Below are 14,898 nucleotides of genomic sequence, written 5' to 3'. Positions count from 1 at the left end.
GCCTGATCACTCCGGCATCAACAGCGCGCACAGATCGGCATGGGGCATAGGGCGCGGCGCAACCGTGTCGCCCAGTTCGAGCGCGGCGCGCTGCGCGGAGTGCCAATGGGGCCAGAGCGGGAGCCCGGCACCATTGGGATTGCCCGAGCGGGCGAAATTGACCCAATAGCGCTGCATCGCCTCGCTCACCCTGCGATCCGCCGCGTCCCCCGGCAGCCAGGCATCCGCCGTATCGAAGACATAAGGAATCTCGGCCCCGTGATACGCGCCGAGCCCGTGCCCGCCGGGCCGCACCCGCGCAAAGCGATAGACATACGCGCGCTGCCCCGCCGCCGCAGCTTGCGCGGCAAGCCGGGCCGAGGGGCAGTGGAACGCCTTTCCGGCCCCGACCAGTTCGAGGCGACGTGCCGGATCCTCGGCCTTGCTCTGCGTCAAGGCCCTGATCCGCGCGGCCTGCGGCGGTGCAAAGTCCGCCAGTTCGGCGGCCAGTTCGGTTGTTTGCGCGGCCTCGCCTTGCGGCAAGTACATAAGGTTCTCGTCGGCATTGCTCCCGATCAGCGCGGGCACCGGCAGGTGCAGCGGCATTCGGGCAACCGGTGCATAAAAATGCCCAGCGAGCTTTTTTTCCTGCAGCGCGACAAGGCTTTGCCACGGCATGGCGCGCAGGCTGCTGGCGGTTTCGTCTTCGGCGAACAGGCCAAGCGAAAAGCGCGCGGCTTCGGCGGGGCTCAGCACCGCCGCCGGGGCGAGGTAGCCGCTCTGGAGGATAAGCTGCGCGAACCGCCCTTGCGCTTCGGGCATCGCAGCAAGTGCTGCAATATCGGTGCCACCAGCCGATTCGCCAAACAGCGTGATGCGCGCGGGATCGCCGCCAAACTGCGCAATGTTGGCCTTGACCCAGCGCAGCGCCGCCACTTGATCGAGCAGCCCTTGCTGCCCGCTGGCGTCCTTGCCCAGCGCGGGGTGCGCGAAAAAGCCGAGCAGGCCGAGCCGGTAATTGAGCGAGACGACCGCCACGCCCTGCTGCGCGAGCTGGGTGCCGTGATAGTTCGGCTCGTGCCCATAGCCATTCTCGTTCGAGCCGCCGTGAATCCAGACCATGACCGGACGGCGCTTACTCGGCGCTAACGGACGAGGAGCGGCGGTCCAGACGTTGAGATAGAGGCAATCCTCGCCCACCCGTTCGGGGCCAGCGATCAGCTTTGGCGCAGCGCCCATCGCCTTGGCGACATTGCGATACCACCGCGTGTTGCCATCGCTTTGCGGGCAGGCCGGGCCAAAGCGCGTCGCATGGATGCGGCCGCGGCGTGGCGGCATAGGCTGCGGCGCTTGCCAGCGCAGCGCCCCCACCGGCGCGCGGGCATAGGCTATGCCGCGAAACGAGGCGACGCCCTTGCCCTCGGCAGTGCCGACCAGAACCTGCGGGCCCACTCGGACAACCGGCGCGGCAAGAGCAGGGCCATGCGCCGCTAGTAGCGCCGCCGCCAGCAGCCAAGCGAATGCGCGCCGTGCATGTGACAATGCGGCGATCACTGCCGGTCCTTGCGCGGTCATCTCTTTGCCCATGGCTGCAAACCTTACCTGCGGGTTGTTCACAATCAAGTCGGTTAGATGCGGTTGCGCAATACTGCAGCGAGTGCGATCTCACTGGGCAACGCCACCCTGCTAGAGACTGCAATCGCCCGTGCAGACTGCCATCATCTCTGCCGCTGCCAGCGGCATCGGCCTTGCGATTGCGCGGGGGCTGAACGCCGATGGCTGGCGGGTTTATGTCTGCGATTCGGACGAGGCCGCGCTCGCCGCGCTGGCGCAGGCGGGCCCAGGGCTCACAGCCTTTCCTTGCGATGTGAGCGATGCCGGGGCGGTCGATGGCTTCTACCGCGCGGTGGAGAAGGATCTGGCCCGCGCGGGGCCTGGAGGGATCGACCTGCTGGTCAACAACGCGGGCGTTTCCGGCCCCACGGCGCGTTTTGAGGAGCAACCTGTCGCGGACTGGCAGCGGACCATCGACGTCAACATCAACGGCATGTTCCTGATGACGCGGGCGGCTATTCCCTTGCTCCGCGCCAAAGCCCCCGGTTCCTCAATCATCACGATGAGTTCCAATGCCGGGCTGCTTGGCTGTCCGCTGCGGGGGCCTTATGTGGCCAGCAAATGGGCGCTGATCGGCCTGACCAAAACTCTGGCAATGGAGCTGGGCCCCGAGGGCATCCGCGCCAATGCGCTTTGCCCCGCGAGTGTCGAGGGGCCGCGCATCGACCGGGTGATCGCGGCGGATGCGCAGGCGCGCGGGCTTTCGGTGGCCGAGGTAGAATCCGAATACAAGCGCCAGTCTTCGCTCAGGGCCTTTGCCACCAACGACGATATCGTGGGCATGGTGCGCTTCCTCGCCTCACCCGCCGGGCAGCGCATTTCAGGCCAGGCGATTGCCATCGACGGCCATACCGAGAGCCTGTCGCTCGATATGGACAGCCAAGGCGCGGCAGGAGTTTTTCGCAAAGCGCCATGATCAGGCACATTTCGCGGTTTTCTTGCCGCACATTCGCACTAAGCAGGGCGTCTGGCCGGGAGGATATGCCATGAATTTCGAAACCTTTATCACCTGCGCCGTGACGGGATCGGGCGCTACTGCAGACAAACATCCTGCCTTGCCGATCACGCCCGTGCAGATCGCCGATGCCGCCATCGAGGCCGCGCGGGCCGGCGCGGCGATTGCCCATATCCATGTGCGCGATCCCGAAACCGGCAAGGGCAGCCGCGATGTGGCGCTCTACCGCGAAGTGGTCGAGCGCGTGCGCGCCAGCGACACCGACGTCGTGATCAATCTCACCGCCGGGATGGGCGGCGATATCGTGTTCGGCGCGGGCGAGCACCCGCTGCCGCTCGATCCGGCGGGCACCGACATGGTCGGCCCGATGGAGCGGTTGATCCATGTGCAAGAGCTGTTGCCCGAGATCTGCACGCTCGATTGTGGGACGATGAACTTCGCCGAAGCCGACTATGTAATGACCAACACGCCCGGCATGCTGTGCACCATGGCTGCCGAAGTGCAGCGGCTCGGCGTGCGGCCCGAGCTCGAAGTGTTCGACACCGGGCATCTCGTTTATGTCAAAGAACTGATCCGCGACGGGCTTCTCGATGATCCGGTCATGATCCAGCTGTGCCTGGGCATCCCTTATGGCGCGCCCGATGATCCGCTGACGACGATGGCGATGGTCCACCAGTTGCCGCCGGGCGCGGTATTCAGTGGCTTTTCGATCGGGCGCAATCAGCTGCCGTTTGTCGCCATGGCGGCGCTGGCTGGGGGCAATGCGCGCGTAGGGCTGGAGGACAACCTCTATCTAGGGCGCGGACAGTTTGCCAGCAACGGCCAGCTGGTCGAGCGCGCGGTGCAGATCCTGACGGGCATGGGCGCGCGCATCATGACCCCTGCGGACGTGCGCACCAAACTCAAGCTGATCAAGCGCTAGGAGCGGGACGCACATGGCACACGAAATCCGGAAAGTCGGCATTGTCGGCGGCGGGGTGATCGGCGCGGGCTGGGCGGCGCGCTTTGTGCTCAACGGGATTGATCTCGCGATTTACGACCCCGATCCCGAGATCGAGCGCAAGACCATGGCGGTGCTGGCCAATGCGCGCCGCGCGCTGTCCCGCCTGTTCGGCCAGGCGCTTCCCGCCGAAGGCACGGTGACGTTTGCGGCAAGCATTGCCGAGGCGGTGCAGGATGCCGATTTCATTCAGGAAAGCCTGCCTGAGCGCGAGGACCTGAAAGTGCGCCTGCTCGCCGAAATCGACGCAGCGATGCCCGGCCATGCGGTGATCGGCTCGTCTACTTCTGGCCTGCTGCCGACCAAGCTGCAGGCAAGCATGGCGCGGCCCGATCGGCTGGTGGTCGGCCACCCGTTCAATCCGGTCTATCTGCTGCCGCTGGTCGAAGTCTGCGGCGGCGACCTGACCAGCCAAGCGACGAAGGACATCGCCGCCGCCGTCTATACGCGGATCGGCATGAAAGTGCTCCATGTCCGCAAGGAGATCGACGGCTTCATCGCCGACCGTCTGCTCGAAGCCGTGTGGCGCGAGGCGCTATGGCTGATCAACGACGGGATTGCGACGGCCTCCGAAATCGACGATGCCATCCGCTTTGGCGCGGGGATGCGCTGGTCGTTCATGGGCACCTTCCTTGTCTACCGGCTGGCGGGCGGCGAGGACGGCATGCGCCATTTCCTCCACCAGTTCGGCCCATCGATGGAATGGCCCTGGACCAAGCTGATCGGCCCGAAGCTGACCGACGAACTGATCGAGACGATCACTCACCAATCCGACGAGCAGGCAGACGGCGTCGATTTGCGCACGTTTGAAAAGCTGCGCGACGATTGCCTTGTCGATCTGACCCACGCGCTGGAGCGCAACAATTTCGCCGCAGGCGCGGTGGCGCGGGCGCACCGCGCGCGGCTGGGCGGCGCAGCCGCGGCGAATGGGCCCGCGCTGGGCGATGGCCGGTTGCTGACCATATCCACCCCGGTTGAGCCCGAATGGATCGACTATAACGAACACCTCACCGAATGGGCCTATCTCAAACTGTTTGGTGACGCGACCGATGTTGTCCTCACAAGGATTGGTGCAGGGCCGGATTATGTCGCTGCGGGCCATTCGTGGTACACGGTCGAGACGCACTTGCGCCACTTGGGTCAGGCCCGGCTGGGCGAACCGGTCGAAGTGCGTACGCGCGTGCTGGCGGCGGATGGCAAGCGGCTGCACCTGTTCCACGAGATGGTCAGCGCCGCGCAGAATGCGGTGATCGCGACTGCCGAGCACATGCTGGTTCATGTCGATGCCCAGGCCGAGAAATCAGCCCCGGCCCCTCAAGCCATGCAGGACATGGCGAAGGCGCTCGTGGCGGGACAAGCGCATTTGCCGCCGCCTCAGGGTATCGGCCGACAGATCAGTATGCCGGGTTGATCCGGTCGGGGGACGTTCTGGGGAGAATGATGCCACGTGGCCTTGGTTGAAACCCGCTCGATCGACTATGTTCCGCCGGCTGAGCGGCGCGGCAAGGTGCGGCACCTCTGGCCAGTCTGGTTTACAGGCGACGCGCATCTGGCGACCTTGGCCACCGGCGCGATCAGCGTGGCCGCCGGGCTCGACTTGTTCTGGTCAGGCATAGCCGTGATCGGCGGCTGCGTGCTCGGCACAGTGCTGATGGCGCTGCATTGCACGCAAGGGCCGCACCTCGGTCTGCCGCAGATGATCCAGTCGCGCCCCCAGTTCGGCTACCTCGGTGCCCTGCTGGTGTGGGTTGTCGCACTGGTCACCTACATCGGCTTCAACGCGCTCAACCAATCGCTCGCGGCGAGCACGGTCAAAGAATTGACCGGCCTGCCCGAAGGCCCGACCATCGTGGTCTTTGCGGGTCTGGCCATCGCCGTGGCGGTGATCGGTTACGATCTGATCCACACGGCGCAGCGCGTGGTGGCCTATCTCATGCTGGCGGCGCTGTTAGTGTACACGGCGGGTGCCTTCGTGATCACCGATTTCGGCGTATTGCTCCGCCCAGGCGTGTTCAAGCCGACCTTGTTCCTCGTCCAGTTTTTTGCTGCTGCGACCTATCAGCTCAGCTGGTCGATCTATGTGTCGGATTATTCGCGCTACCTGCCGCGCACGGTGGGGATCTGGCCAGCGTTTTTCTGGACATTCTGGGGCGCGTTCATCGGCGGCGCCTGGATGATGCTGGTCGGCGCGTTCGCCGCCGCAGCCTTCACCGACCCGGACATTGTCGTGGCGCTGCGCCGCAGTGCCGACGCGATGTTCAGCGGGTTTGGCGTGATCATGCTCACCACCAGCTTCTTCGGGCTGATCACGATCACCGCGCTCAATTTTTATGGCGCGTCGCTCACCTTGCTCAGCGTTGTCGATAGCCTGACCCCTATCAAGCTGGGCGCCGCAGCGCGCCTCGGCGCGTTGGCGACGGTTTTTTCGGCATCGCTCGCGCTGTCCTTGGCCGTTGGCGGCAATGTTCTCCATGGCTTCGAGGCGTTTCTGGGTGTGCTGGTCTACCTCTTCACGCCGTGGACCGCGATCAACCTCGCGGACTTCTTTTTCGCACGCAAAGGGCGCTATTCGATCCGCGCGATGTTCATGGCCGATGGACTTTATGGACGGTGGAACTGGCGGGGGCTTGCGGCCTATGCCATCGGCTTCATCGCGATGATCCCGTTCTTCAAGACCGCACTTTATGTCGGGCCGGTCGCCGCGATGCTGGGCCGGGCGGATATCTCGATGCTGATCGGCCTGCCGGTATCGGCCGCTGTCTACCTGTGGCTGTGCCGCAGCCTCGATCTCGCCGCAGAGCTGGCGCAGATCCCCGGGCTTGACCGCAACCTCGAAACGGAGCCGGTCCGATGATCCTGCGCTGGCTCATGCTCATCGCACTGGTGCTTGCCGTCCCGGCATCGGCAAAGCCGATCGCTTTTCCCGATCGGTTCGATCCGATCGGCACCCCGCTGCAAAGCCTGCAATCTCGCGAAGGCCGCACGGTGCACTTCACCGACACCGGCGAACCGGGCTGGCGGCCCATGCTGTTTATCGGCGGCGTCGGCACGAGCGCCCGCGCGCCCGAGCTGGTCGCGTTTCTCGATACCCTGCGCCGAAGGCTCAAAGTGCGGATCATCGCGGTCGAGCGCAATGGCCTGGGCGATACTGCCTATGATCCGGCATGGACCTTTGCCGACTACACCGGCGAAGTGCGGCAAGTGCTGGACCGCCTCGGCGTAAAGCGCTTCGCCCTCGTCGCGATCTCGGGCGGCGGGGCCTATGCTGGGCATATCGTCGCCGCCATGCCGGAGCGGGTCGACTCGTGGCACATGCTGGCCGCGATTGCCTCAGCGCCGGCGAGCACTCCTGTCTGCACCAGCGATCAGGCGGCGCTGGAGGCCGGTCTTGGCCGCCAAGTCGGCGCGCCGCGCGTGTTCTGGGCGATGTCCCCTGCTGGGGTCGTCGCCAAAGTTCCCGGCTTTGCCGACCGCGCGGCAGACGAGGGCGCGCATGCCTATTTCATCGCGGGGCAGCGCGGCGATGCGCGCGGCGTCGCGCGCGAATATCGCCGGTTCTGCGATGCGCCCGCGCCGGTCGCCGCGTTCCCGGCCCCGGCATACTTCTACTATGGCGAGGCCGATCCATTGGTGCCTCCCAGCCAAGGCGAATACTGGGCGAGCAAGGTCGCGGGCAAAGTCGCCTTCCGCCGCTATCCGGGCGAGGGCCACGATGTGCAGTACCGCCACTGGGACCAGCTCTTGCTCGATGTGGCGGGCCACGGCGACCACACGCTGGTCTGCGAGCGCGGCCGCGCGCGGCTGGTGGCGGGGCTGGTCAATCCGGCGCAACTGTCGAAGACCGCGACGCTCGGCGTCTGCGCGTGGCTAAACGGCGATGATGTTGGGCATTAGAATTTCGGATGGCTGCGGCGGACTGCTCTGCCAAGGTGCAGGCGCGATCGCAGACCGCTAGCAAGGATCGGACATGACGCCGCAGAACACCATGGATGAAGCCGGGCACGGCCTGCGCACACCGCTCGAAGGCGTGGCCGCGCACCCGATCCAGCCGGGCGAGCCAATCGCCGCGCCCTTGCACCTGATCAGCCCGACCGTGCCGCGCGATTGGGTCGATTACAACGGGCACATGAGCGAATCCTGCTATCTGCTGGTGTTCGGCGACCAGTCCGACGCGTTCTTCCGCCTGATCGGGATCGACGATGCAACCCGCGCGGGCGGCCATTCGCTGTTCACCGTGCAGACCATGATGTTCAATCTGGCCGAAGCGCATCTCGGCGACCGGCTCGATCTTTCGCTGCAATTGCTCGATGCCGACGAAAAGCGGCTGCATATCTTCCACGCCATGCACAATGCCGAAACCGGGGCGCTGCTGGCAACGGGCGAGCAGATGCTGGTCCATGTCGACATGGCAGCGGGCCGCAGCGTGCCGATGTCGCTCGATCTCCATGCGCGCGTGCAGGCCGTGCTCGCCGCGCACGCGCACTTGCCCCGCCCTGCGCAGGCGGGGCGCAACATTGCCATTCAACGAAAGCCTGCGTGATGCATTTCGAACTTTCTTCCGAACAGCAGATGCTGGTCGAAACCGTGCGGCGCTTTGTCCAGACCGAGCTCTATCCGCATGAGAAGCTGGTTGAGGATACCGACAGCGTGCCGGACGAACTGGCCGCCGAAATCCGCGCCAAGTCGCAAGCGCTCGGGCTCTATGCGGTGAACATGCCGGCACAGCTGGGCGGCGGGGGCCTGGGCACTTTCGACACCACCTTGATGGAGCGCGAACTGGGCCGCGCCAGCTATGGCCTCCAGATGATGATCGCGCGGCCGAGCAATATCCTGCGCGGTTGCGCGGGCAGCCAGATCGAGGAATACCTGCTCCCCACGATCCGCGGCGAGCGGCATGATTGCCTTGCCATGACCGAGCCCGATGCCGGTTCGGATGTGCGCTCGATGCGCACTTTCGCCCGCCGCGACGGGGATGATTTCGTCATCAACGGCACCAAGCATTTCATCAGCCACGCCGATGTCGCCGATTTCGTGATCCTCTGCGCCGCCACTGGCGAGAGCGGCGGCAAGAAAACGATCAGCTGTTTCCTCGTCGATTTTGGCACGCCCGGCCTCACCCGGCGGCGCGGGCCAAAATGCGTTTCGCACCGGGGATATCATCAGTGCGAGCTGATTTTCGAAGATTGCCGGGTGCCCGCCTCCAGCCTCTTGGGTGAGCTCGACAAGGGCTTTGAATTGATGGGGCAATGGCTCGGCTCGACCCGCCTGCAAGTCGCCACCACCTCGGTCGGGCGCGGGCAGCGCGTGCTGGAGATGGCGACGCAGTGGGCCGCGACGCGCAAGCAGTTCGGGCAGACCATCGGCAAGTTTCAAGGCACCGGTTTCAAGCTGGCTGACATGAAGACCGAGCTTGAAGCGGCCGAGCTCCTCACCTTGCGCGCCGCGTGGAAGGACGACCAAGGCACGATGACCGATACCGATGCGGCGATGGCCAAGCTGTTCGCCTCCGAAGCGCTGGCCCGCGTGACCGACAACGCGCTGCAGATTTTCGGCGGAATGGGGCTGATGGATGGGCTTCCCATCGAGCGCTTCTGGCGCGATGCGCGCGTCGAGCGTATCTGGGACGGCACCAGCGAGATCCAGCGCCACATCATCAGCCGCGCGCTGCTGCGACCGCTGGAAGGATGAGCGCAGATCGACTGGCGCGCCTGCTGCGCCCGCGCAGTCTGGCGATTGTCGGCGGCAAGGCGGCCGAGGAAGCGGTGCGCCAGTGCCGCGCTTTGGGCTTTGCCGGCCCGATCTGGCCGGTGAATCCGAAGCGCTCGGAAATGGGCGGCCTGCCCTGCTTTCCCGCTTTGGCCGCGCTGCCCTCTGCGCCCGATGCGGTGTTTATCGCCGCGCCGGCCCCCGCCACCATCGCGCTGGCGGGCGAACTTGCCGGAGCAGGCGGCGCGATCTGCTATGCGGCAGACTTTGCTGAAAGCGGCGAGGAGGGGCAGGCCCGTCAAGCGGACTTGCTCGCTGCTGCCGAGGGCGTGCCGCTGATCGGCCCCAATTGCTATGGCATGCTCAATCTGTTCGACCGGGCGGCGCTGTGGCCCGATCAGCACGGCTGCCTGCCCATCGATGCCGGACCCAAAGGTGCGCGCGGTGTCGCAATTGTGAGCCAGAGCGGCAATCTGGCGCTCAATTTCACGATGCAAACACGCGGGCTGCCGATTGGTTATGTGATTTCGGTCGGCAATTGCGCCGATGTCACCCCGGCAGACTTGATCGAGGCGCTCATTCAGGACGAACGGGTGAGCGCCATCGGCCTGCATCTGGAAGGGCTGGGATCGGTTTCGCGCTTTTCGGAGGCGTGCCTCGCCGCGCGCACAGCGGGCGTGCCGCTGGTCGCGCTGAAGACCGGCGCCTCGGCCAAAGGCGCGGCGCTCACGCTCTCGCACACCAGTTCGCTCGCGGGGGCCGACGCGCTATGCGATGCGCTTTTTGCGCGGTACGGCGTGGCGCGCGCGCATGATCCCGCCAGCTTCCTTGAAACGCTGAAGCTGCTCCATGTGAGCGGTCCCTTGCGGGGCACGCGGATCACTAGCGCCAGCTGCTCGGGCGGCGAAGCCTCGCTCACGGCTGATCTCGCCGAGCGCGCGGGGCTTGAAACACCGGACTTTCCCCCAGCGGTGCAGGCCGAATTGGAGGCGGTGCTGGGCCCGCGCGTAAATGTCGCCAATCCGCTCGATTATCACACCTATATCTGGGGCGATTTGGCCGCGCAAACCGCGTGCTTTGCGGGCCTGCTGGCGGCGGATTTCGAAGCCTCGTTGCTGATCCTCGATTTCCCCCGCGCGGATCGCTGCACCGCTGAGGATTGGGACGTGACCATTGCGGCTTATCTCGCGGCGGTGCGAGCAAGTCCGGCGGCGGCGGGCACGGTGCGGATCGTGGCGAGCGCGCTGGCCGAGAATATGCCCGAAGCGCTTGCTACGCAGTTGATCGCAAAAGGCATCGTGCCCGCAAGCGGGCTGGCCGAGGCGCTGCGGGCCGTGGCTGCTGCGGCGTTGATCGGTGCGGCATGGGCCCGCCCTGCGCCGTCTGCCCTGCCCGAGGTTAGGCCCGGCGTGCCCAGCGAAATCGCCACCTGGGACGAAGTGCGCAACAAGGCCGCGCTGTCGGCAGGCGGCGTGCCCGTGCCGCGCGGGGCACTGGTAACGCTGGCCGAACTGGAGGCGCTGTGCGGTGATGAGGTCGCCCTCCTGCCCGCGCCCTTTCCGCTGGTGCTCAAGGCGGTTGGCGCCGATCTGGCCCACAAGACCGAACTTGGCGGTGTGGCGCTCGGTCTTTCCAGCCGCGCCGAGGTGCTAGTCGCCGCAGAGCGGATGGCCGGGCTTGGCGGCGCATTCCTGATCGAGGAGATGGTGGGCGGCACGGTCGCCGAGCTGATCGTCGGGATCGGCCGCGATCCGCAATTCGGCCTGTTCATGACGCTGGGCGCAGGCGGCATTTTTGTCGAGCTGCTGCGCCAAACGCAGCAGGTGCTGCTGCCCGCCAGCCGCGCGGAGATCGAAAGCGCGCTGGCGCGGCTTGCGGTCCATGCGGTGCTCAAAGGATATCGGGGCCGCGCGGGGTGCGATATGCTTGCGCTGATCGATGCGATTGAAGCGGTCGCGGCCTTCGCCATGGCGCATGACAGCCGGCTGGAAGAACTCGACGTCAATCCGCTGCTGGCCTTGCCGCAAGGCGCGGTCGCGGTCGATGCGCTGATCCGGATGAGGGAGCCCCTGCCATGAGCAATGCCATGAATGCCGTCACGCTCGAACGCCGCGATGGCATTCTGATCATCACGCTGAACCGGCCCAAGGCCAATGCCATCGACGTGGCGACCAGCCTCGAACTGTATGCCGCGTTCAAGACGCTTGACGGTGATCCGGCGCTGCGTGTCGGGATCATCACCGGCACCGGGCGGTTCTTTTCGGCGGGCTGGGATCTCAATTCCGCCAATGAAGGCGAAGCGGTCGATGCCGATCATGGCCCCGGCGGCTTTGCCGGCCTCACCGAGTATTTCAGCCTGACCAAGCCGGTGATCGCAGCGGTGAACGGGCTTGCGGTGGGCGGCGGGTTCGAACTGGCATTAGCGGCGGACCTGATCGTGGCGAGCACTGCCGCGCGCTTCTGGCTGCCCGAAGCGCAGATCGGCATGCTGCCCGATTCGGGCGGGCTGCTTCGGTTGCCGAGGGCGATCCCGGCGCGGCTGGCGCGCGAAATGATCCTGACCGGGCGGCGGATGGAGGCCAATGAGGCGCTGGCGCTCAATCTTGTCAGCCGCGTGGTGGAACCAGATTCCTTGCTGGAAAGCGCGCTGGACCTTGCCGAAACCATTGCGCGCTCGGCCCCGCTGGCGATTGCGGCGGCGCGCGATATTCTGCGCCAGACCGAGGGGTTGGAGGTGGAACAGGGCTATAAGCTGATGCGCAGCGGTGCGATCCCGTCTTACCGTACAATGCTGGATTCCGAGGACGCGCTGGAGGGCCCGCGCGCCTTTGCCGAAGGCCGCGCGCCGGAGTGGAAGGGGCGCTAAGCCGCCTCCCAATCGACGGGCTCGACTTTGGGCAGAATACCGATCCAGCCGATCAGGCCAAGGATGTTGACCAGCCCCGCCAGCAGGAAGGCCGTGCCATACGCGCCGCCGCTGGCATCAATCAGCACCCCGGCAAACAGCACCCCGATAATCCCCGGCATGTTGCCCATCATGTTTTGCACCCCCACCCAGCGCGCTGCGGCAGCGGGGCCGCCCATGATCTGCGGGATCATGAAGTAGGCGGGCGAGGAAAACCCGAGGAATATCTCGTAGACGAAAAGCAGCGCAATGCAGGCCCCGATCGGCAAGACCGGCATCGCCAGCATGCAGCCCAGCCCCGCGATATGCGCAGCGGCCAGTGGCACCTTGAGGGTGAACGAAGCGGACCAGCCGCGCAGGATCGCCTTATCAAAGGCCCAGCCCGCCAACAGCGCAGCCAGCGCATTGACGAGATAGGCGCTCGATACCACCGTCGCCATGTGCTCCTTTGAGAAACCGCGCTGCATTTCGAGGTACATGGGCAGGTAGCCGAGGATGAAATACCAGTTCCAATTGCCCGCAAAGTGGCCGAGCGCAGCCCCCCACAAAGCGCGCCGGCCAAGGATCTGGCGCATCGTCACCGGCTTCTGCCCATCGTTTTCAACCGGTTTCGCGTCGATGATCTGCACCCGGCTCCACGGCACGAGCCAGAGCAGCGAAACCGCGCCGAACAGCACGAATGTCGCGCGCCAACCCCACTGGGCCATCAGCAGCCCTCCCAGCAGCGTGCCCGCCGCCGGGCCGACCAGATAGCCGAATCCGATCACCCCGTTGGCCAGCCCCATTTGCGCGCGCGGGACATTGCTGGCGATGATCTTGGAGGTGGTGGTGAAGGCCACGCTCTCACCCATGCCGAGCATCATGCGCAGCACGAACAGCCCCATGAAGCCTTCCACAAAGCCCGTCAGCAGCGTGGAAACCGACCACAGCAGCGCGCCGATGAAAAGGACACGCTTGCCGCCGATCCGGTCTGACAGCGCCCCGGAAGGAAGCTGGCAGAACGCATAGGCAAAGTAGAACCCGGCAGCGAGCGCGCCATAGGCGGTGGCGGACAGATCGAGATCGGCGCGGATCTGCGTTGCGCCTGTCGCCAGATTGCCGCGGTCGACATAGTTGATGAACAGGCTGAGCGCCATCAGACCGACAAGCACCAGCGGAGCGGTGGTGCGCGCGGCGCGGGCCTCAGTCGGCATAGTCGGGCTCTTGCCGTCCCAGCATCCGCTTCAGCGCCGCGAAGTGCAGCTCGATCCGGTCCAGCCCCTCGACTTTGGCCGACGCCGCGTATTGCTCCGCCGTGCGGCGCAGCACGGGTTCGGGCACGATGCGCAGCGCTTGCCCGCTCGACCCGGCGAGGATCTGGATCATCGCTGCGCGTTCGAAGAAATAAAGCGTGTTGAACGCATCGGCCACGCTCGTGCCGGTGACGACTACCCCGTGGTTGCGCAGCAGCAGCACCGTCTTGCTGCCAAGGGCCCGGGCCATGCGCGCGCCCTCGCCGCTATCGAGTGCAAAGCCGGCATAGTCGCAAAGCGCGACCAGACCGTCAAAACCGATCGCGTTCTGGCTGGCCATCAACAGCGCCGGGTCCTCCAGCATGCTCAGCGCCGTTGCATAGGGCATATGAGTGTGGAGCACGCAGCGCACATCGGGCCGGGCGGCGTGCAGCGGCGCATGGATATGGAACGCGGTGTCCTCGACCGGCCCCTCGCCGGACAGAACATTGCCGGCAAAATCGACGATCAGAAAATCGCGCGCGCGCACTTCGGACCAGTGCAGCCCGAACGGCGCGAGCAGAAACCGGTCGGCATAACCGGGCACGAGCAGCGTGAAGTGGTTGTCGATGCCTTCGTGATAGCCGAAGTGCACCGCCAACCGGTGCGCTGCGGCCAGATCGATACGCGCCTGCCGCTCGGCTTGCTGCGCCATCTGCCCGAAGCCCGCCAGATCGGCCATATCCGTGACAATCCTTCTTCCTAAGCCGCTTTGCCGCAAGGCCATCAGCCCATCACCATAGGCCGCGCCGCGCGCGGATCAAGCAGGGCCCTGACGATTGCCCAATGCCATCGCCGACCATAGAGCAAAGCCTGACGGGCGGCGCTTCTGGAGGAAAACCCACGCCCTCTTTCTCATGATTATTCCGCGCAAACCCAATTGAACGCGCCTAAGTCACTGAAAAAATGGTGCACCCGACAGGATTCGAACCTGTGACCTCTGCCTTCGGAGTGCAGGGATAGCCGATAAGCCGGGACATAGCCGGACACACAAAGCCCCGGGAAACATAGCTTTCTAGTCCCCTCTTGTCCTCAATCGTCCGGTACTGTATTCCGTACGCATTCAGTACGGAATGAAAAGGGCGATTGGCGATGGCACTGGACCTCAGCAAAGTGAAAGATCGAAATGATCTAAAGGCGGAGCGCGAGCCGCACTGGCAGCGGCTCCACGCCGGGTGCTTCATTGGCTATCGTCCCTCAAAGCGTGGCAGCACCGGCACTTGGATTGCGCGGGCCTATGACGAGGATGCGGGCAAATACCGCCTCAAGGCACTTGGTGACTTTGGGAGCCTCCCCGGCAATGAGAGGTTCACCGCTGCCTGTCCGTCGTCAGAACATTTGGCACAACTCGCGGCGTAAATTAGCGGAGTGCGGGCCTCGTCTGGGGTTGGGTTTTAGGCGGCGAGCTTGCGGTGTTGCAAGCGCCGATGCTCGATGGTTTGTCGCTTGATCCTTTCACGTTGTTTGA

General features: G+C 65.3%; 13 protein-coding genes. 10 read left to right on the top strand and 3 right to left on the bottom strand.

The window, feature by feature from the left end:
* Nucleotides 1–6: 6 nt before the first annotated feature.
* Complete coding sequence (locus Q0O40_RS02890) at nt 7–1,566, bottom strand: carboxylesterase family protein (protein WP_295525942.1); 1,560 nt, start codon at nt 1,564–1,566, stop codon at nt 7–9.
* A 118-nt stretch (nt 1,567–1,684) separates the two neighbouring features.
* Between Q0O40_RS02890 and Q0O40_RS02885 the strand changes: the two genes are divergently transcribed.
* The 9 genes from Q0O40_RS02885 (at nt 1,685) to Q0O40_RS02845 (ending at nt 12,120) form a co-directional block, all read left to right on the top strand.
* Entirely contained in the window at nt 1,685–2,509 is an 825-nt protein-coding gene (locus tag Q0O40_RS02885) for an SDR family oxidoreductase (protein ID WP_295525939.1), read from the top strand.
* Between the two features lie 70 nt (nt 2,510–2,579).
* Nucleotides 2,580–3,470, top strand: a complete 891-nt coding sequence (locus Q0O40_RS02880; RefSeq protein ID WP_295525936.1) for a 3-keto-5-aminohexanoate cleavage protein — start codon at nt 2,580–2,582, stop codon at nt 3,468–3,470.
* Between the two features lie 13 nt (nt 3,471–3,483).
* Nucleotides 3,484–4,959: a carnitine 3-dehydrogenase gene (locus tag Q0O40_RS02875; protein ID WP_295525935.1), complete on the top strand. Its 1,476-nt coding sequence runs from the start codon at nt 3,484–3,486 to the stop codon at nt 4,957–4,959.
* A 36-nt stretch (nt 4,960–4,995) separates the two neighbouring features.
* A complete protein-coding gene (locus Q0O40_RS02870; protein ID WP_295525933.1) occupies nt 4,996–6,402 on the top strand; it encodes a cytosine permease in 1,407 nt (468 codons plus the stop codon).
* Nucleotides 6,399–7,442, top strand: coding sequence for an alpha/beta hydrolase (locus Q0O40_RS02865; RefSeq protein WP_295525930.1), 1,044 nt, complete (start codon nt 6,399–6,401; stop codon nt 7,440–7,442). Before Q0O40_RS02870 ends, Q0O40_RS02865 begins: the two co-directional genes overlap by 4 nt.
* 73 nt (nt 7,443–7,515) lie before the next feature.
* The gene (locus Q0O40_RS02860; protein WP_295525926.1) at nt 7,516–8,088 is read left to right on the top strand and encodes a thioesterase family protein; all 573 of its coding nucleotides are present in this window, start codon (nt 7,516–7,518) and stop codon (nt 8,086–8,088) included.
* Nucleotides 8,088–9,236, top strand: coding sequence for an acyl-CoA dehydrogenase family protein (locus Q0O40_RS02855; RefSeq protein ID WP_295526012.1), 1,149 nt, complete (start codon nt 8,088–8,090; stop codon nt 9,234–9,236). The genes Q0O40_RS02860 and Q0O40_RS02855 overlap by 1 nt, the downstream gene beginning before the upstream one ends.
* Nucleotides 9,233–11,332, top strand: a complete 2,100-nt coding sequence (locus Q0O40_RS02850) for an acetate--CoA ligase family protein (RefSeq protein WP_295525923.1) — start codon at nt 9,233–9,235, stop codon at nt 11,330–11,332. The genes Q0O40_RS02855 and Q0O40_RS02850 overlap by 4 nt, the downstream gene beginning before the upstream one ends.
* Entirely contained in the window at nt 11,329–12,120 is a 792-nt protein-coding gene (locus Q0O40_RS02845; protein ID WP_295525921.1) for an enoyl-CoA hydratase-related protein, read from the top strand. The genes Q0O40_RS02850 and Q0O40_RS02845 overlap by 4 nt, the downstream gene beginning before the upstream one ends.
* On the opposite strand, the gene Q0O40_RS02840 is transcribed toward Q0O40_RS02845, so the two are convergent.
* A complete protein-coding gene (locus Q0O40_RS02840) occupies nt 12,117–13,352 on the bottom strand; it encodes an MFS transporter (protein ID WP_295525920.1) in 1,236 nt (411 codons plus the stop codon). The two genes, Q0O40_RS02845 and Q0O40_RS02840, sit on opposite strands and share 4 nt — an antisense overlap.
* Nucleotides 13,342–14,112, bottom strand: a complete 771-nt coding sequence (locus Q0O40_RS02835) for an aldolase (protein WP_295525918.1) — start codon at nt 14,110–14,112, stop codon at nt 13,342–13,344. Before Q0O40_RS02835 ends, Q0O40_RS02840 begins: the two co-directional genes overlap by 11 nt.
* Nucleotides 14,113–14,522: 410 nt before the next feature.
* On the opposite strand from Q0O40_RS02835, the gene Q0O40_RS02830 reads away from it, so the two are divergent.
* Nucleotides 14,523–14,789, top strand: coding sequence for a hypothetical protein (locus tag Q0O40_RS02830; protein WP_295525916.1), 267 nt, complete (start codon nt 14,523–14,525; stop codon nt 14,787–14,789).
* Nucleotides 14,790–14,898 lie beyond the last annotated feature (109 nt).

This window comes from Novosphingobium sp. Chol11, assembly GCF_945870625.1.
In the GTDB taxonomy this organism is placed as follows: domain Bacteria; phylum Pseudomonadota; class Alphaproteobacteria; order Sphingomonadales; family Sphingomonadaceae; genus Novosphingobium.
Note: the sequence above shows the minus strand (reverse complement) of the source record. Positions and strands in the feature narration are given on the sequence as shown.